14 protein-coding genes are annotated in these 17,798 nt (G+C 68.7%); 9 read left to right on the top strand and 5 right to left on the bottom strand.

The window, feature by feature from the left end:
* Nucleotides 1-48 precede the first annotated feature (48 nt).
* From ACWGN5_RS37800 to ACWGN5_RS37760, 9 genes are all read left to right on the top strand, one after another.
* Nucleotides 49-1,242 carry a hypothetical protein gene (locus ACWGN5_RS37800; RefSeq protein WP_453522940.1) on the top strand — a complete coding sequence of 398 codons (1,194 nt, stop codon included), beginning with the start codon at nucleotides 49-51 and terminating at the stop codon, nucleotides 1,240-1,242.
* A gap of 36 nt (nucleotides 1,243-1,278) precedes the next feature.
* Nucleotides 1,279-2,487 (top strand): hypothetical protein, encoded by a 1,209-nt coding sequence (locus tag ACWGN5_RS37795; RefSeq protein WP_453522939.1) that lies wholly within the window; start codon nucleotides 1,279-1,281, stop codon nucleotides 2,485-2,487.
* A gap of 49 nt (nucleotides 2,488-2,536) precedes the next feature.
* Entirely contained in the window at nucleotides 2,537-3,679 is a 1,143-nt protein-coding gene (locus ACWGN5_RS37790; protein ID WP_453522938.1) for a hypothetical protein, read from the top strand.
* 10 nt (nucleotides 3,680-3,689) lie between these two features.
* On the top strand, nucleotides 3,690-4,829 hold the full coding sequence (locus ACWGN5_RS37785) for a hypothetical protein (RefSeq protein ID WP_453522937.1): 1,140 nt from the start codon (nucleotides 3,690-3,692) through the stop codon (nucleotides 4,827-4,829).
* Nucleotides 4,829-5,398 (top strand): hypothetical protein, encoded by a 570-nt coding sequence (locus ACWGN5_RS37780; protein ID WP_453522936.1) that lies wholly within the window; start codon nucleotides 4,829-4,831, stop codon nucleotides 5,396-5,398. Before ACWGN5_RS37785 ends, ACWGN5_RS37780 begins: the two co-directional genes overlap by 1 nt.
* Nucleotides 5,399-5,432: 34 nt before the next feature.
* Nucleotides 5,433-5,813 (top strand): ATP-binding protein, encoded by a 381-nt coding sequence (locus ACWGN5_RS37775; protein ID WP_453522935.1) that lies wholly within the window; start codon nucleotides 5,433-5,435, stop codon nucleotides 5,811-5,813.
* A 73-nt stretch (nucleotides 5,814-5,886) separates the two neighbouring features.
* Complete coding sequence (locus ACWGN5_RS37770; RefSeq protein WP_453522934.1) at nucleotides 5,887-6,798, top strand: peptidoglycan-binding protein; 912 nt, start codon at nucleotides 5,887-5,889, stop codon at nucleotides 6,796-6,798.
* A gap of 17 nt (nucleotides 6,799-6,815) precedes the next feature.
* Nucleotides 6,816-7,049, top strand: coding sequence for a hypothetical protein (locus ACWGN5_RS37765; protein WP_116159371.1), 234 nt, complete (start codon nucleotides 6,816-6,818; stop codon nucleotides 7,047-7,049).
* On the top strand, nucleotides 7,036-7,299 hold the full coding sequence (locus tag ACWGN5_RS37760) for a hypothetical protein (protein WP_453522933.1): 264 nt from the start codon (nucleotides 7,036-7,038) through the stop codon (nucleotides 7,297-7,299). Before ACWGN5_RS37765 ends, ACWGN5_RS37760 begins: the two co-directional genes overlap by 14 nt.
* Nucleotides 7,300-7,372: 73 nt before the next feature.
* On the opposite strand, the gene ACWGN5_RS37755 is transcribed toward ACWGN5_RS37760, so the two are convergent.
* From ACWGN5_RS37755 to ACWGN5_RS37735, 5 genes are all read right to left on the bottom strand, one after another.
* A complete protein-coding gene (locus ACWGN5_RS37755; RefSeq protein ID WP_453522932.1) occupies nucleotides 7,373-11,287 on the bottom strand; it encodes a DNA-directed RNA polymerase subunit beta' in 3,915 nt (1,304 codons plus the stop codon).
* Nucleotides 11,288-11,396: 109 nt separating this feature from the next.
* Nucleotides 11,397-14,879, bottom strand: a complete 3,483-nt coding sequence (gene rpoB / locus ACWGN5_RS37750; protein ID WP_453522931.1) for a DNA-directed RNA polymerase subunit beta — start codon at nucleotides 14,877-14,879, stop codon at nucleotides 11,397-11,399.
* A gap of 564 nt (nucleotides 14,880-15,443) precedes the next feature.
* Nucleotides 15,444-15,827: a 50S ribosomal protein L7/L12 gene (gene rplL / locus ACWGN5_RS37745; RefSeq protein WP_453522930.1), complete on the bottom strand. Its 384-nt coding sequence runs from the start codon at nucleotides 15,825-15,827 to the stop codon at nucleotides 15,444-15,446.
* A 112-nt stretch (nucleotides 15,828-15,939) separates the two neighbouring features.
* The gene (gene rplJ, locus ACWGN5_RS37740; protein ID WP_030687887.1) at nucleotides 15,940-16,470 is read right to left on the bottom strand and encodes a 50S ribosomal protein L10; all 531 of its coding nucleotides are present in this window, start codon (nucleotides 16,468-16,470) and stop codon (nucleotides 15,940-15,942) included.
* Between the two features lie 249 nt (nucleotides 16,471-16,719).
* Nucleotides 16,720-17,646 (bottom strand): hypothetical protein, encoded by a 927-nt coding sequence (locus ACWGN5_RS37735; RefSeq protein WP_453522929.1) that lies wholly within the window; start codon nucleotides 17,644-17,646, stop codon nucleotides 16,720-16,722.
* Nucleotides 17,647-17,798: the final 152 nt, after the last annotated feature.

Raw genomic sequence — 17,798 nt, 5'->3', positions numbered from 1 at the left:
ACGTGGTGACCGGCCCCCCTTCCCGCCCCGCACAGAAGAGGTGAACCCATGACCGTACGGGCCGCCTGGCTCCACTCCACCGGCCAGACCCGCGAGGACACCCGGCTCGCCCTGTCCGCGCTGCTCACCCCCAGCGGATCGAGCGCCACCTCGCCGCCGCTGCGCTCGCGTCCGGGCATCGTGCCGGGCGGCTTCGCGCTGACCGGCACCTCCGCGATGCAGTGCACCATCGGCACCGGCCGGGCCGTCCTCCAGGGCTACGAGACCGCCCAGGGCGCGTACATGATCGCGGTGACCGCCCCCGAGACGCTCACCATCGCCGACGGCGACCCGCAGTACGGCCGGATCGACGTCATCGAACTGGCCGTCCTCGACGACGCCTACGACAAGAGCGGCTCCACCGACGCCGTGATCCGGCTGATCAAGGGCACGCCCGCGGCCATCCCGGTGGTCCCGGCCTCGGGCCCCGGCAGCTCCTTCCAGCTGTACACCGTCTCGGTGCCGGCCGGCACCTCCGCCGGCAACGGCGGCGTCCAGTGGACCGCCCCGGGCGTCGTCACCACCAAGCACTACCCGATGACGGCGCTCGGCGGCATCATGCCGACCAGCGGCTTCAACGGCGTGTACGTCGGCCAGTACCGGGACGTGTCGGGCCTGCTCCAGCGCTGGGACGGCACGACCTGGCAGTCGTACCCGAAGGCGTACGGCGGCATCGCCGCGAACGGGACGGTGACGACCGGCGCCTACACCGGCCAGTACCGCGACAACGCCGGCGTCCTGCAGCGCTGGGACGGCGCGGCCTGGCAGTACGCCGAGGGCAAGGCGACCGTCCTGTGCACCGTCTCGCAGACGACGATGCAGAGCGTGCCGGCCGGCACCTGGACGCCGATCACCCTCAACAACGTCGACATCGACGACCTCGCCGGCTGGAACGGCACCGACAGCTTCGTCGTCCCGCGCACCGGCTGGTGGCGGGTCACCGGCCACATCGCCTGGAACGGCGACTCCACCACCGGCGTGCGCGGCGCCCGCATCCACCTCGGCGGCGTCGGGGTCCCGCGGATGACCTGGCTGTCCCCCGCGTCCACCGGCGCCGTCACCGTCGGCGGCGAGGGCCTCATCAAGCTCACCGCGGGCAACGTCCTGCAGCTCGCCGGCTACCACAACCACACCGCCGCCGTCCGCACCCTCGGCGGCTCTGGCTACTACAGCACCCTGACCGCCCAGTGGATCCGGTCCTGACCCCGCCCTCCCCGTAACCCCGATTGGAGCAACCTCATGAACCTGCGCAGCAGCTGGGTCCTCGAGTCCGGCCAGACCCGCGAGGACACCCGCCTCACCCAGATGGGCGCCACCAACGCCCTCAACCCGGTCCAGGTGCGGTCCGGCATCCTGCCGGGCTCGTACGACGGCAAGTTCCGGCTGTCCGGCTTCTGGATGACGAACGCCTCCGCCATGTCCGCGGTCGTCTCCGAGGGCCGGGCGGTCATCCAGGGCGACATCTCCCAGGGCGCCTACCCGGTGACGCTGCCGACCTCCGAGGTCGTCACCTTCGCCCCCGGCAACGCGCAGTTCGACCGGATCGACCTCGTCGTGCTGCGGATCTACGACAAGCTCTACGAGGGCACCCGCAACGAGGCCGTCATCGAGGTCATCCAGGGCGTCCCCCAGGCGAGCCCGAAGGCGCAGCCGGCGCCGGCGCGCAGCCTTCCGCTGTACGAGGTGCGGGTCCCGATCAACGCCAGCGCGGGCAACGGCGGCATCCCGTGGGCCTCCGCCCTGAAGGACCTGCGCTCCACCGTCGTCTCCGCGGGCGGCATCCTGCCGGTCGAGGGGACGGTCCAGCCGGGCGCCTACCCGGGCCAGTACCAGGACACCCCGAACAGCCAGTTCCAGCGCTGGGACGGCGGCAAGTGGGTGTCGTACCCGGAGGCCGTCGGCGGCATCATCCCCGCCTCCGCCTCCACCACGCAGGGCAGCTACACCGGTCAGTACCGGGACACCACGGGCGTGCTCCAGCGCTGGAACGGCACGGCGTGGGCGCCGGCGTTCCCGGGGCCGTACTTCAACGACCAGCTGGACGCGGGCTACACCCTGTCGACGACGTACGTGGACACCCTGCTCGACCGGGCCACGAACCCCTTCACGCTGACCTTCACGGCCCCGCCGTCGAAGAACGTGCTGGTCACCTTCGGCTCGCGGATGGAGACCATCCTGGAGTCCGGCACCAACGCCGCCTCGACCGCCTGGATGTGCCTGAAGGTCACCCAGGGCAGCACGGTCGTCCGTGACCTGGACGACGAGCTGGCGGTGAAGGGCGGCCGTTCGGCGTCCCCGGCGGACGGCGTCTCCGCCTCGACGGTGCAGCGCCTGTCCGGCCTCACCCCGGGCGCCCCGTACACGCTCACCGCGTTCTACCGGACCACGCACGCCAACATCCGGGCGTGGTTCGACAACAGCTTCATGCAGGTCACCCCGCAGTACTGAGCCCGCGCGGCCGCCGCCCCGCCCACGCCCCGCCCGACAGGAGAACCACATGCCCGTACGATCCGGCTGGCTGACGCCCACCGGGCAGACCCGCCAGAACACCCGTCTCACCAACATCGGCGCCACCACCCCCGCGAACCCGCTGGCCTCGCGCTCCGGCATCCTGCCCGGCACGTACGACGGCAAGTTCCGGGTCGGCGGCCTGTGGATGGCCTCCACCGGCCCGATGACGGCCACCGTCTACCACGGCCGGGCCGTCGTCCAGGGCAGCAACAGCGACGGCGCCTACCCCGTCACCCTCGACCAGGACATGCCCGTCACCTTCGGTGACGGGGACCCGCTCAACCCGCGGATCGACCTGGTCGTGCTCCGCGTCTACGACCACGACGCCGACACCCAGGGCAGGTACGAGGCCGTCGTCGAGATCATCAAGGGCGAGGCGAAGGCCGCTCCGGTGGCCCCGGCCGCCCCGGCCCGCTCGCTGGTCCTGTTCACCGTGAAGGTCAAGGCCGGCGCCTCCGCCGGCAACGGCGGCATCGACTGGGCCGGCGGCGCCTCCACCGACCTGCGCACCACGCTGGTCTCCGCCGGCGGCATCCTGCCCGTCTACAACAACGCCGGTGTCCCCGGTTCCTACCCGGGCCAGTACCAGGACAACGACAACGCCCACTTCCTCCAGCGCTGGGACGGCACCGCCTGGGTCGCCTACCCCAAGGAGATCGGCGGCATCGCCCCCAGCGGCACGATCACCACCGGCAGCTACACCGGCCAGTACCGCGACTACGGCGGGCAGCTCCAGCGCTGGAACAACAACGCCTGGGCCGCCTACCAGCCGCCCGTCGAGGTGGAGACGAGCAGCACGGCTTCCGCCACCCCGGCCGCCGGCTGGACCCTGGTGGGCTTCGCGGGCCGCAGGACCCGCGGCGTGGCCACCGTCTCCGTGACGGTGGCCCGCAGCGGCCCCGACCTCACCGCCACCACCGCCGGCAACCTCAGCCCCGACGAGCTGGTCTGCACCCTGCCGACGGGCTGGCGTCCCTCGTTCGCCTACGAGGCCTCCGGCACCGACTTCTACGGCCAGGGCGCCTTCACCTTCTCGCCCGACGGCAACGTCCATGTGCGCACCTGGTCCGCGAACGGCGTCCTGACCGCCGGCCGGAACGTCCGCATCACCGCCACCTACGTCCTCTGAGGGGCCCTCGATGGCAATCGACACGCCCTACCGGGCGATCTTCTGCGACCTGCTCACCGACCAGACGCTGGACATCCTGCCGCTGCGGGACGTCTCCTTCGACGACTACATCGGCAAGGCGGGCTCGCTCTCCGGCACCATCCCCATCCCCGACAAGGCCATCGCCGAGCGCGTGAAGAAGGTCCGGGAGGGCCGCACCGCGGTCTACCTGGAGCGCGGCGGCGACCTGTGGTGGGGCGGCATCGTCTGGACCACCACCCTGCAGTCCAGCGGCCGCGGGGTGCTGACCCTCGGCATCCAGGCCGCCACCTTCGACTCGTACGCCGGACGCCGCCGCATCCGCACCGACATCACCTACAACACCCCGACCTGGCAGCTGGAGATCGCGCGCCGGCTGTGGGCCGAGCTCGACGTCCAGACCTACCCCGACGACCCGGACGCCCAGCACCCCAAGCGCCTCGGGATCACCTTCGGCGACGAGGTGCCCCGGAAGCCCGAGGTCAAGCGCACCGTCTCGTGGCGGAAGGGCGACGAGACCGTCTACCTGGACGCGCTCAACCAGATCGCCGACATGCAGGACGGCTTCGAGCACCAGATCCTCGTCTATCGCGACCCTGCCTCCGGACAGCGGATCCGGCAGCTCCGGCTCGGCGAGCCCAAGATCGTCAACGGCGAAACCGACCTGCTCTTCGATCGCCCGGGCGTCATCCTGTCGTACTCCTTCCCGTACGACGCGACGCGCGGCGCCACCACCGCCGTCGCCCGCGGCGCCTCGGCGAACGCCAACGCGGCCGAGGAGTCCCGGCCGCTGTACGGCAAGGAGCAGTACCGCGGCGAGCTGCTCGCCGACGGCTGGCCCCTGATCGACCTGTCCTCGGACCACAACGAGATCACCGACGAACTCGCCCTGGAGGCGCTGGCGTCGGCCGAGCTGGACCAGGTCATGGGCGCCGTGGTGATCCCGGCGATCACCATCCACCTCGGCGGGATCGTCCCGCCGGCCCTCATCGGGCGCATGGCCCGCATCCGGATCCACGACGAGTGGTTCTCCCAGGGCCTCGACGCCCGCTACCGCATCATCGGCGTCAAGGTCACCCCGCCGGAACGCGGCCGCCCCGACACCGCCGAGCTCTACCTCGAGGAGTCCTGATGCCCCAGCTGCCCGAGGACATCATCGACCGGCTGAACCAGATGGAACGCCGGCTCAAGGCCCTGTCCACGGCCGTCAACACCCGCCCCGCCGTCAACGAGTTCCGCCCCCCGCAGACCCAGAGCGTCACCATCACCCGGCCGCTCTTCCGGATCTTCGACGGCTACAACCACGAGATCTTCGCCGACGACATCATGACCGGCGGTCTCGCCCGGCCCTGGCTGCCGCTCATGCCGCCGCTGGCCGCCGACCAGACCAAGTGGCCCTCCACCACCGCCGCCGCCTTCACCACCATCGCCCGCTGCTCCAACCCCATCTGGCAGCCCAAGATGCGGCTCGCCGTCCACACGGCGGCGTCGACCGGCGGCGCCGGCCAGGTCCGGGTCCTCGTCGACGGCGTCCCCTTCGGACCCACCGTCGGTGCGGGCCTCACCTACGACCACCTCGGCCTGCTGCCCGGCGACATGAAGACCCGCTTCGGCCAGACGATGTACATCGAGATCCAGGCCATGGCCACGGCCGGCACGGTCTACGCCCAGCCCGCCCTCATCCACGGCGCCCAGACCTGACCCACCTGCCGAAGAGCGACACGAGGAGCACCCCATGAACATCGACCCCACCCAGCCCTGGGGCGTCGCCATCGACTACGCGGGCCGCGCCGTCGTCACCGAGGGCGGCCACAGCCTCACCGTACGCGTGTACGACAACACCATGGGCTACACCCTGCAGCGCGACCCGGTGACCGGCCAGTACCCGTCGGTGTACATCACCGCCGAGGTCACCGAGCGGGGCACCGGCGACGCCACCCTGCGCGGCTCCGGCCTGATCGTCGTCGACGCCCGGGACGGCCTCCCGGCCGTCCCCGACCAGACCGCCGTCCAGCGCGCGGTCACCGCCGCCCTCGCCGACTTCGAGACCCGCCGGGCCGCCTGCGCCGCCCTGTGCGCGGCCTGGGCCCCGACGGCCCCGGCCCCCGCCCCGTAACAGCCCGCACCCCCGCCCGCACGCCCGACCGGCACCGCCGGAGCGGGCTTTTTTCATGCCTGGAGGACACCAGATGGCCACTCCCCTCACCGCGGACCGGCTCGTCGCCGCGCTCCGCGCCGAAGGCGTCAACGTCGTCGAACACCCCGGCTGGCGCACCCACAACCGCAACCACGCCGGCGCCTGGGGCCCGGTCACCGGCGTGGTCATCCACCACACCGTCTCCGCCGGCACCGCCAACACCGTCGAGATGTGCTTCAACGGCTACGAAGGACTGCCCGGCCCGCTCTGCCACGGCGTCATCGCCAAGGACGGCAGCGTCCACCTCGTCGCCAACGGCCGCGCCAACCACGCCGGCGGCGGCGACCCGTCCGTCCTCCAGGCCGTGATCAGCGAGACGTACGGCGACCGGCCGCCCACCCCGCGCCAGCACCAGGGCAGCCCCGGCGCCGTCGACGGCAACTCCCGCTTCTACGGCTTCGAGTGCGTCAACCTCGGCAACGGCACCGACCCCTGGCCGCCCGCCCAGCTCGACGCGATCGAACGGGTCTCCGCCGCCCTCTGCCGCGCCCACGGCTGGGGCGCCCGCTCCGTCATCGGCCACAAGGAGTGGTCGGACTGGAAGGACGACCCCCGCGGCTTCGCCATGCCGACCATGCGCGACCGGATCCAGGCCCGGCTCAACAAGGCGCCCGCCAGGCCCGCCCCCGACGCCGGCAAGCCGACCGCCCCCCGCCTCCAGCCCTTCCCGGGCACCTCGTTCTTCCGCAGGGAGACGAGCTCCCCGATCATCACCGCCATGGGCCGCCGCCTCGTCGCCGAAGGCTGCTCCGCCTACACCGTCGGCCCCAGCCCCCGCTGGGGCGAGGCCGACCGGCTCAGCTACGCGAAGTGGCAGCACAAGCTCGGCTTCCGCGGCTCCGACGCCGACGGCATCCCGGGCGCCGCCTCATGGAACGCGCTGAAAGTCCCCTACACGAAGTGACCCCGAGGAGCAGACCGATGTCCGATGCCGCCAAGCGCACGGCCCGTACCGTCCTCCAGTCCGCCGTGGGCATCGCCGTCGTGCTCCCCGCGATCGTCGACGCCTCCGGCATCCCCGCGACCCTCCCCTGGGTCGCGGGGGCCCTCGCCGTCGCCGGCGGACTGGCCCGGGTGATGGCCCTCGACCTGGTGCAGAACCTGCTGCCGTCCTGGCTGCGCCCCACCCCGGGCGGTGCCGATGACCGAGCCTGACCCGAACGACCCCGTCGCCGTCGCCCTCGAACTGGAGCGGCTCCGCGGCACCCTGGAGGCCGGCTTCGCCCGGGTCGACGGCTCGCTCGCGCTGCTCGTGCAGCGCAGCGACCAGACCGACAAACAGCTCGCCGACCACGAGGCCCGCCTGGACGCCCTGGAGCGGGCCCGCTGGCCGCTGGCCAGCATCGGCGCCCTCGCCGCGGTGGCCACGGTCGCCGTCACGGCCTGGGAACTGGCCGGGCGCTGACCCCTCCCGGGACCAGCAACGCCGAAGGGCGGCCACCCCCCCGGGGTGACCGCCCTTCGGTCAAGCGACTCGCTTACTGGTTGTACGGACCGTAGTCGTAGTCCTCCAGCGGAACGGCCTGGCCGGAGCCCGAGCCGAACGGCGAGTAGTCGATGTCGTCGTAGCCGACGGCCGAGTACATCGCGGCCTTGGCCTCCTCGGTCGGCTCGACCCGGATGTTGCGGTAGCGGGACAGACCCGTACCGGCCGGGATGAGCTTACCGATGATGACGTTCTCCTTGAGGCCGATGAGGCTGTCGGACTTGGCGTTGATCGCCGCATCCGTCAGGACTCGGGTCGTCTCCTGGAAGGAGGCGGCCGACAGCCAGGACTCCGTCGCCAGCGAGGCCTTGGTGATACCCATCAGCTGCGGACGGCCGGAGGCGGGGTGACCGCCCTCGGTGACCACACGACGGTTCTCGGTCTCGAACTTCGACCGCTCGACCAGCTCGCCCGGCAGGAGCTCCGCGTCGCCGGACTCGATGATCGTCACGCGGCGCAGCATCTGCCGGATGATGATCTCGATGTGCTTGTCGTGGATCGACACGCCCTGCGAGTTGTAGACCTTCTGGACTTCGCCGACCAGGTGGACCTGGACCGCGCGCTGACCGAGGATCCGGAGCACGTCGTGCGGGTTGGTGGCACCCACGGTGAGCTTCTGGCCCACCTCGACGTGGTCGCCCTCGCCCACGAGCAGACGGGCACGCTTCGAGATCGGGAACGCCGTCTCGTCGGTGCCGTCGTCCGGGGTGACGACGATCTTCTTGGTCTTCTCGGTCTCCTCGATGCGGACGCGACCGGCCGCCTCGGAGATCGGGGCGACACCCTTCGGCTGCCGCGCCTCGAAGAGCTCGACGACACGGGGCAGACCCTGGGTGATGTCGTCACCGGCCACACCACCGGTGTGGAAGGTACGCATCGTCAGCTGGGTACCGGGCTCACCGATGGACTGGGCGGCGATGATGCCGACCGCCTCACCGATGTCGACCAGCTTGCCGGTGGCGAGCGAACGGCCGTAGCAGAACGCACAGGTACCGACGGCGGACTCACAGGTCAGGACCGAACGGGTCTTGACCTCCTCGACGCCCGCGTTGACCAGGGCGTCGATGAGCACGTCACCCAGGTCGACGTTGGCCGGCGCGATGACCTTGCCGTCCACGACGACGTCCTCGGCGAGCATCCGCGCGTACACGGAGGTCTCGACGTCGTCCGTCTTCCGCAGGACACCGGCCTCGTCCTTGGCCGCGATCCGCAGCTTCAGACCGCGCTCGGTGCCACAGTCCTCCTCGCGGATGATGACGTCCTGCGAGACGTCCACCAGACGACGGGTCAGGTAACCCGAGTCGGCGGTACGCAGGGCGGTGTCGGCGAGACCCTTACGGGCACCGTGCGTCGAGATGAAGTACTCGAGGACGGAGAGGCCCTCACGGAAGGACGCCTTGATCGGACGCGGGATGGTCTCGTTCTTCGCGTTCGACACCAGACCACGCATACCGGCGATCTGCCGCATCTGCATCATGTTTCCTCGGGCACCCGAGTCAACCATCATGAAGATGGGGTTCGTCTTGGGGAAGTTCGCGTTCATCGCCTCGGCGACCTCGTTGGTCGCCTTGGTCCAGATCGCGATGAGCTCCTGCGTGCGCTCTTCCTTGGTGATCAGACCGCGCTCGTACTGCTTCTGGACCTTCTCGTCCTGCGCCTCGTAGCCCTTGACGATCTCCTTCTTCGCCTCGGGAACGACGACGTCGGAGATGGCCACGGTGACACCGGAACGGGTCGCCCAGTAGAAGCCCGCCGCCTTCAGGTTGTCGAGCGTCGCCGCCACGATGACCTTGGGGTAGCGCTCGGCGAGGTCGTTGACGATCTCGGAGAGCTGCTTCTTGCCGACGGAGTAGTCGACGAACGGGTAGTCCTCGGGCAGCAGCTCGTTGAAGAGCGCGCGGCCCAGCGAGGTCTTCAGACGGAACGAGTCACCCTGCTGCCACGCACCCGCCCCGACGCTGTCGTCGCTTTCCTCGTCGACCGGGGGAACCCAGCCACGGGGAGCGACGGTGCCGACCGGGAAGCGGATCTCGATCTGCGACTGCAGCGCGAGCTCGCCGGCGTCGAACGCCATGATCGCCTCGGCCGTGGAGCCGAACGCGCGGCCCTCGCCCTTGGTGTCACGGAGCTCACCGTCGGTGGTGAGGAAGAACAGACCGAGGACCATGTCCTGGGTCGGCATCGTCACCGGACGGCCGTCGGCGGGCTTGAGGATGTTGTTCGAGGACAGCATCAGGATGCGGGCCTCGGCCTGCGCCTCCGCAGAGAGCGGCAGGTGGACGGCCATCTGGTCACCGTCGAAGTCCGCGTTGAACGCGGTGCAGACGAGCGGGTGGATCTGGATGGCCTTGCCCTCGACCAGCTGCGGCTCGAAGGCCTGGATGCCGAGGCGGTGCAGCGTGGGCGCACGGTTCAGCAGAACCGGGTGCTCGGCGATGACCTCTTCGAGGACGTCGTACACGACCGTGCGGCCGCGCTCGACCATCCGCTTGGCCGACTTGATGTTCTGCGCGTGGTTCAGGTCGACCAGGCGCTTCATCACGAACGGCTTGAAGAGCTCCAGCGCCATGGCCTTCGGCAGACCGCACTGGTGCAGCTTGAGCTGCGGGCCGACGACGATGACGGAACGCGCCGAGTAGTCGACACGCTTGCCGAGCAGGTTCTGACGGAATCGACCCTGCTTACCCTTCAGCATGTCGCTGAGGGACTTCAGCGGACGGTTGCCGGGGCCCGTCACCGGGCGACCACGACGGCCGTTGTCGAAGAGGGCGTCGACCGCCTCCTGGAGCATGCGCTTCTCGTTGTTCACGATGATCTCGGGCGCGCCGAGGTCGAGAAGCCGCTTCAGACGGTTGTTGCGGTTGATCACGCGGCGGTACAGGTCGTTCAGGTCGGAGGTCGCGAAGCGGCCACCGTCCAGCTGCACCATCGGACGCAGGTCCGGCGGGATGACCGGCACGCAGTCGAGAACCATGCCCTTGGGGCTGTTCGCGGTCTGCAGGAACGCGGAGACGACCTTGAGGCGCTTGAGCGCACGGGTCTTCTTCTGGCCCTTGCCGGTACGGATGATCTCGCGGAGGCGCTCGGCCTCCTCCTCCAGGTCGAAGGACTCGAGGCGCTTCTGCAGCGCCGCGGCACCCATCGAACCGTCGAAGTACGTGCCGAAGCGGTCACGCAGCTCGCGGTAGAGGAGCTCGTCGCCCTCCAGGTCCTGGACCTTGAGGTTCTTGAAGCGCGACCAGACCTCGTCCAGACGGTCGATCTCGCGCTGCGCACGGTCGCGCAGCTGCTTCATCTCGCGCTCGGCACCCTCGCGCACCTTGCGGCGCACGTCGGCCTTGGCGCCCTCGGCCTCCAGCTCGGCGAGGTCGTTCTCGAGCTTCTTGGCGCGGGCCTCCAGGTCGGAGTCGCGACGGTTCTCGATCTGCTGACGCTCGACGGAGACGTGCGCCTCCAGGGAGGGCAGGTCACGCGTACGGCGCTCGTCGTCGACGTACGTGATCATGTACGCCGCGAAGTAGATGACCTTCTCCAGGTCCTTCGGGGCGAGGTCGAGCAGGTAGCCGAGGCGCGACGGAACGCCCTTGAAGTACCAGATGTGGGTGACGGGGGCGGCCAGCTCGATGTGGCCCATCCGCTCACGGCGCACCTTGGCGCGGGTGACCTCGACGCCACACCGCTCACAGATGATGCCCTTGAAGCGGACGCGCTTGTACTTGCCGCAGTAGCACTCCCAGTCCCGGGTCGGACCGAAGATCTTCTCGCAGAAGAGTCCGTCCTTCTCGGGCTTGAGCGTGCGGTAGTTGATGGTCTCCGGCTTCTTGACCTCGCCGTGGCTCCACTGACGGATGTCGTCAGCGGTGGCCAGACCGATCCGGAGCTCGTCGAAGAAGTTGACGTCGAGCACTATGCGTCAATCCCTCTCAGGGTTGTAAGGCTTTGGGGTCTGATACGGGGGTCCTGGGGCCGGCCGGGGACTCAGCGGTGAAATCGCCGAGTCCCCGACCGGACTCCCGTCAGACCTCTTCGACGCTGCTCGGCTCGCGCCGGGACAGGTCGATGCCGAGCTCCTCCGCTGCGCGGAAGACGTCCTCGTCGGTGTCGCGCATCTCGATGGACATGCCGTCCGAGGACAGCACCTCCACGTTGAGGCACAGGGACTGCATCTCCTTGATGAGGACCTTGAAGGACTCGGGGATGCCGGGCTCAGGGATGTTCTCGCCCTTGACGATGGCCTCGTAGACCTTCACGCGGCCGGTCACGTCGTCGGACTTGATCGTCAGCAGCTCCTGGAGGGCGTACGCGGCGCCGTAAGCCTCCAGCGCCCACACCTCCATCTCACCGAAGCGCTGGCCACCGAACTGGGCCTTACCACCCAGCGGCTGCTGGGTGATCATCGAGTACGGGCCGGTCGAACGCGCGTGCAGCTTGTCGTCGACCAGGTGGTGGAGCTTGAGGATGTACATGTACCCGACGGAGATCGGGTCCGGGAACGGCTCGCCGGAGCGGCCGTCGAACAGCCTCGCCTTACCGGTCGGGAGCACCATGCGCTCGCCGTCGCGGTTCGGGATGGTGTGCTGGAGCAGACCCGCGAGCTCGTCCTCACGCGCACCGTCGAAGACCGGGGTCGCGACGTTGGTGCCGGGGGCGACCTGGTCGGCGCCGATCGCCTGGAGGCGCTGCGCCCACTCGTCCGCGAGACCGGAGACGTCCCAGCCGCGGCTGGCGAGCCAGCCGAGGTGGATCTCCAGGACCTGTCCCGGGTTCATTCGGGACGGGACACCCAGCGGGTTGAGGATGATGTCGACCGGGGTGCCGTCCTCGAGGAAGGGCATGTCCTCGATCGGGAGGATCTTGGAGATGACACCCTTGTTGCCGTGACGGCCGGCGAGCTTGTCACCGTCGGTGATCTTGCGCTTCTGGGCGACGTAGACGCGGACCAGCTGGTTCACGCCCGGGGGAAGCTCGTCGCCCTCCTCGCGGTCGAAGACGCGGACGCCGATGATCTTGCCGATCTCACCGTGCGGCACCTTCAGCGAGGTGTCACGGACCTCACGGGCCTTCTCACCGAAGATCGCGCGGAGCAGGCGCTCCTCCGGGGTCAGCTCGGTCTCACCCTTGGGCGTGACCTTGCCGACCAGGATGTCGCCGGCGACGACCTCGGCACCGATGCGGATGATGCCGCGCTCGTCGAGGTCCGCGAGGACCTCCTCGGAGACGTTCGGGATGTCCCGGGTGATCTCCTCGGGGCCGAGCTTGGTGTCACGGGCGTCGACCTCGTGCTCCTCGATGTGGATCGAGGAGAGGACGTCGTCCTGCACGAGGCGCTGCGACAGGATGATCGCGTCCTCGTAGTTGTGGCCCTCCCACGGCATGAACGCCACGAGGAGGTTCTTGCCGAGCGCCATCTCGCCGTCTTCGGTGGCGGGACCGTCGGCGAGGACCTGGCCCTCGATGACGCGCTGCCCCTCGTCCACGACGACCTTCTGGTTCACAGAGGTGCCCTGGTTGGAGCGGGAGAACTTGTGCAGGCGGTACGTGATGTACGTGCCGTCGTCGTTGGCGACCGTGATGTAGTCGGCCGACAGCTCCTGGACGACACCGTCCTTCTCGGCCTTGAGCACGTCGCCGGCGTCGGTGGCGCAGCGGTACTCCATGCCGGTGCCGACGAGCGGGGCCTCCGACTTAATCAGCGGGACGGCCTGACGCATCATGTTCGCGCCCATGAGGGCACGGTTGGCGTCGTCGTGCTCGAGGAACGGGATCATGGCGGTCGCGACCGACACCATCTGGCGCGGCGAGACGTCCATGTAGTCCACGTCCGACGGCTCGACGTAGTCGACCTCGCCGCCACGCTTACGGACCAGGACGCGGGGCTCCACGAAGCGGAGGTCGTCGTTCAGGGTCGCGTTCGCCTGCGCGATGACGAACCGGTCCTCCTCGTCGGCGGTGACGTAGTCGACCTCGTCGGTGACCTGGCCGTCGACGACCTTGCGGTACGGCGTCTCGATGAAGCCGAAGGGGTTGATCCGGCCGTACGAGGCGAGCGAACCGATCAGACCGATGTTCGGGCCTTCGGGGGTCTCGATCGGGCACATGCGTCCGTAGTGGGACGGGTGCACGTCTCGGACCTCGAAGCCGGCCCGCTCACGGGAGAGACCACCGGGACCCAGTGCCGAGAGACGACGCTTGTGCGTCAGACCCGACAGCGGGTTGTTCTGGTCCATGAACTGGGACAGCTGCGAGGTGCCGAAGAACTCCTTGATCGACGCCACGACCGGGCGGATGTTGATCAGGGTCTGCGGCGTGATCGCCTCGACGTCCTGCGTGGTCATCCGCTCGCGGACGACGCGCTCCATACGAGCCAGACCCGTGCGGACCTGGTTCTGGATGAGCTCGCCGACGTTGCGCAGACGACGGTTGCCGAAGTGGTCGATGTCGTCGGTCTCGACGACGATCTCGCTGCCGTTCTCGCCGATCGTCTCGGTCTCGCCCGCGTGGAGCTTCACCAGGTACTTGATCGTGGAGATGATGTCGTCGGTGGTGAGGACACCGGCGTCCAGCGGCTCGTCGGCGCCGAGCTTCTTGTTCACCTTGTAGCGGCCGACCTTCGCGAGGTCGTAGCGCTTCGGGTTGAAGTAGAGGTTCTCGAGCAGCGTCTGAGCGGCCTCACGGGTCGGCGGCTCGCCCGGACGGAGCTTGCGGTAGATGTCCAGCAGCGCGTCGTCCTGGCCCTGGGTGTGGTCCTTCTCCAGGGTGGCGCGCATCGACTCGTACTCGCCGAACTCCTGCAGGATCTGCTCGGTGGTCCAGCCGAGAGCCTTGAGGAGGACGGTGACGGACTGCTTGCGCTTGCGGTCGATGCGGACACCGACCAGGTCGCGCTTGTCGATCTCCATCTCCAGCCAGGCACCCCGGGACGGGATGATCTTGGCGGAGAAGACGTCCTTGTCGGACGTCTTGTCGATCGACGAGTCGAAGTAGACACCGGGGGAACGGACCAGCTGCGACACCACGACACGCTCGGTGCCGTTGATGACGAAGGTGCCCTTGGCGGTCATGAGCGGGAAGTCGCCCATGAAGACCGTCTGGGACTTGATCTCGCCGGTCTCGTTGTTGGTGAACTCGGCGGTGACGAAGAGCGGGGCGCCGTACGTGAAGTCACGGTCCTTGCACTCGTCGATCGAGTTCTTCGGCGGCTCGAAGCGGTGGTCGCGGAAGGTCAGCGACATCGACCCGGAGAAGTCCTCGATCGGAGAGATCTCCTCGAAGATCTCCTCCAGACCGGACTTCGTGGGGACGTCCTGTCCCGACTCAAGGGCAGCCTCGACGCGAGCCTTCCAGGCGGCGTTGCCGAGCAGCCAGTCAAAGCTCTCGGTCTGCAGCGCGAGGAGGTTCGGAACCTCGAGGGGCTCCTTGATCTTTGCAAAGGAGATGCGCAGCGGGGCGGTGCTTGCGCCGTTGTTCGTATTGGTCGAGGCGTTGCGCGAGGCGGCCAAGAGGGGGTCCTTCCGAGGGCTCGGACTCACTACGCGCGTACCGGTCCCCAGCAACGCTTCACGGCAGACTTTTCCTGAGATGACCAAAAGGCCAGGTCAGACGGGGTCGGTCCACGAAGCTGATGCGAAGGTATGCCCCTGGTGACGGGCAGGGGGCAGCTAACAGGCAGCGCAAAGGGTCAGTGTAGCCACTTGGCTCACTGATGTCCAGGGCGACTTCTTCGCGACCCTCGTTGCTCTCAACTCCGCGGTACCTCGCGCCGTGCGGCGCACCTCGATACTGCCCGTTCAGCCGTCGATCCATGCCTCGGAAACGGATCGTTGTGACGACGCGTCCTGAGAATTGCGCGCTGCGTGCGGTTCGTCAAGACCCGCCGGTCTGCGGGGCGCACGGCGAAGATCACCATACTCCGCTTCCGGCGGCCCGCAGGACCCCCGCCACGCCCGTTTCCCGGGAACGCAGAGAGGCGACCACCCAGATGGGTGATCGCCTCTCGGTGCCTCCGCGTTACACGGATACGCGCCGCGCGGGGGCAGGAGTCAGCTCAGCGAGCCGAAACGGTCTTACTTGACCGTGACGGAGGCGCCGGCGGCCTTGAGGGACTCGGCAGCCTTCTCGGCGGCCTCCTTCGCGACCTTCTCGAGGACCGGCTTCGGGGTGCCGTCGACGAGGTCCTTGGCCTCCTTGAGGCCCAGGGAGGTGAGCTCGCGCACGACCTTGATGACCTGGATCTTCTTGTCGCCGGCACCCTCGAGGATGACGTCGAACTCGTCCTGCTCCTCGACGGCCTCGACACCGGCAACCGGGGCGCCCGGGCCGGCAACGGCGACGGCGGCGGCGGCGGTGACGTCGAACTTCTCCTCGAAGGCCTTCACGAACTCGGAGAGCTCGATGAGGGTCATCTCCTCGAACTGGGCGAGGAGGTCGTCCTGAGAGAGCTTCGCCATGATGGGCGATCCTTCCACTAATCTCGGCAGGTGCCGATGTGTCTATAGAGGCGGGCGTAACGGCCCGCTACGACCCGCGCACTAGGCGGCGCGGATCAATGCGCGAGCCGAATTACTCGGCACCGCCCTGCTCGGCGAGCTTGACGCGAAGCGCTTCCGCGGTGCGGACGAACTTCGACGGCAGCGCCTGGAAGAGCGAGGCAGCCTGAGACTGCTTGCCCTTGAACGCGCCGGCCAGCTTGCTGAGCAGAACCTCGCGGGACTCGAGGTCCGCAAGCTTCTTGATGTCGTCGGCGGAGAGAGCCTTACCGTCAAGGACACCGGCCTTGATGATGAGGTTCGGGTTCTCCTTGGCGAAGTCACGCAGGGCCTTCGCCGACTCCACCGGGTCACCGGTGACGAAGGCGACCGCGGTCGGACCAGCGAAGTGCTCGTCCAGTGCGGTGATCCCGGCCTCGTTGGCCGCAATCTTGGTCAGCGTGTTCTTCACCACGGCGTACTGGGCGTTCTCACCGAGCGAACGACGCAGCGTCTTGAGCTGCGCGACGGTGAGACCCCGGTACTCGGTCAGCACGGCGGCGTTGGAGCTCTGGAACGCGTCCTTGAGCTCGGCCACCGATGCAGCCTTGTTGGGCGTCGGCATAGTGCTTCAGCCTCCTTCCGGGTGATGAGGACCGCTCAGAAGGGGACTGAACAAAACAAAACGCCCCGGGCGCAGGCGCACGGGGCTGAGCTCGACCGGACATGAAGTCCGGGAACTTTCCACAGTCACCTGCGCGGGTCGTCCGTCGTGAGCGGATCCTTCGGCCACCGCACCCGGTAAGGGCACAGCAACGACCAGCGGTCTTTGGCTTCTGTGGAAGCGTACGTGATGGTCCGGGCCAGGAGCAAATCAGCTCTGACCGGGCTCCTTGCCGAAGTCCTTCATCATCTCGAAGAGGTCCACGGTGTCCTTGGCCGGCGGGGCCTGCACGGCGGCCGTGGTGCCGTAGTCGGTGTAGTCGGCCTGCATCCGCATCTTCCCCTGGGCCATCGTCATGCCGATGTCCATACGGGCCGGGTAGCCGTCCTCGGTGACCCAGAGCTCGGTGTCGTAGCCCTTGAGACCGGTCTTCTTCACGTTGGCGATGAGCTCGTCGTGGTCCTCCTTGGAGAGGAGCTTCGACGACTCGTTGGCCTTGAGCATCTGCTCGAAGGTGAGCGTGCCCTTGTAGTGCTGGGTCTCCATGCCGTTGATCTTCTCGGCACCGATGTGCTTCAGGTCCGGGGAGTCCAGGAGCAGGGCGAGCTGCTGGGCCGGGTCCTGGTTCATGTTGTCCAGGCCGCCGGTCATCTGCTTCTGCAGCGCCTTGTCGCCGGAGGCGTCGGCCGCGGCCTTCATGTCCAGCTTCATCCAGCGCTTGCCGTCCATCTCGGCGGCCTGCTTGGCACCCATGTCCATGTACATGACCTGGTCGAGCATGATCATGCGCATCTGCTGGGGCGCGTCCGGGTCACCGGCGGAGAGCATGGAGCCCTTCATGGTGATGTCCATCACCGCCGGGTCACCCCAGCCCTGGACGCCGCTCATCTCGATCGTGCCGGACTCGGCACCGAGACCGTCCATGGTCATGGTCATCTTGACCTTGGCGGCCTTGGCGGCCGAGGTCTTCTGGTACGCGGCCTGGATGACCTTCGTGACGTCCCCGTGGCTCTGCGCCTCGGGAGCGGCCGGAGCGGCCCCCTTCGCGTCCCCGCCGTCCTGACAACCCGCGACGCCGATCACGACCGCCACGGCCGTGAGAGCGACGCCCGCGCGCTTCCATGCGGACTTGTTCATGAGCGTTCCCCACCCCTTGATCCAAGGTCTTTGCGGTTTCTTGAACCGTAACAAAGAGCCGGGGCCCCCCCACCCGCGGGGGGGGGGGGCGGGGGGGCCCGCACCCCGCCCGGGGGGGGGAGACCCCCGGCGGGGGCGCCGACCACGCGAGG

It is taken from the genome of Streptomyces sp. NPDC055815, assembly GCF_053616475.1.
The sequence above is the reverse complement of the archived record's forward strand: the minus strand, read 5'-3'. Positions and strand labels throughout refer to the sequence as shown.

Excerpts from the sequence above, each read along its gene's own strand:
- ACWGN5_RS37800 (WP_453522940.1), top strand. The coding sequence starts at position 49 with ATGACCGTACGGGCCGCCTGGCTCCACTCCACCGGCCAGACCCGCGAG.
- ACWGN5_RS37795 (WP_453522939.1), top strand. The coding sequence starts at position 1,279 with ATGAACCTGCGCAGCAGCTGGGTCCTCGAGTCCGGCCAGACCCGCGAG.
- ACWGN5_RS37790 (WP_453522938.1), top strand. The coding sequence starts at position 2,537 with ATGCCCGTACGATCCGGCTGGCTGACGCCCACCGGGCAGACCCGCCAG.
- ACWGN5_RS37785 (WP_453522937.1), top strand. The coding sequence starts at position 3,690 with ATGGCAATCGACACGCCCTACCGGGCGATCTTCTGCGACCTGCTCACC.
- ACWGN5_RS37780 (WP_453522936.1), top strand. The coding sequence starts at position 4,829 with ATGCCCCAGCTGCCCGAGGACATCATCGACCGGCTGAACCAGATGGAA.
- ACWGN5_RS37775 (WP_453522935.1), top strand. The coding sequence starts at position 5,433 with ATGAACATCGACCCCACCCAGCCCTGGGGCGTCGCCATCGACTACGCG.
- ACWGN5_RS37770 (WP_453522934.1), top strand. The coding sequence starts at position 5,887 with ATGGCCACTCCCCTCACCGCGGACCGGCTCGTCGCCGCGCTCCGCGCC.
- ACWGN5_RS37765 (WP_116159371.1), top strand. The coding sequence starts at position 6,816 with ATGTCCGATGCCGCCAAGCGCACGGCCCGTACCGTCCTCCAGTCCGCC.
- ACWGN5_RS37760 (WP_453522933.1), top strand. The coding sequence starts at position 7,036 with ATGACCGAGCCTGACCCGAACGACCCCGTCGCCGTCGCCCTCGAACTG.
- rplL (WP_453522930.1), bottom strand. The coding sequence starts at position 15,827 with ATGGCGAAGCTCTCTCAGGACGACCTCCTCGCCCAGTTCGAGGAGATG.
- rplJ (WP_030687887.1), bottom strand. The coding sequence starts at position 16,470 with ATGCCGACGCCCAACAAGGCTGCATCGGTGGCCGAGCTCAAGGACGCG.
- ACWGN5_RS37735 (WP_453522929.1), bottom strand. The coding sequence starts at position 17,646 with ATGAACAAGTCCGCATGGAAGCGCGCGGGCGTCGCTCTCACGGCCGTG.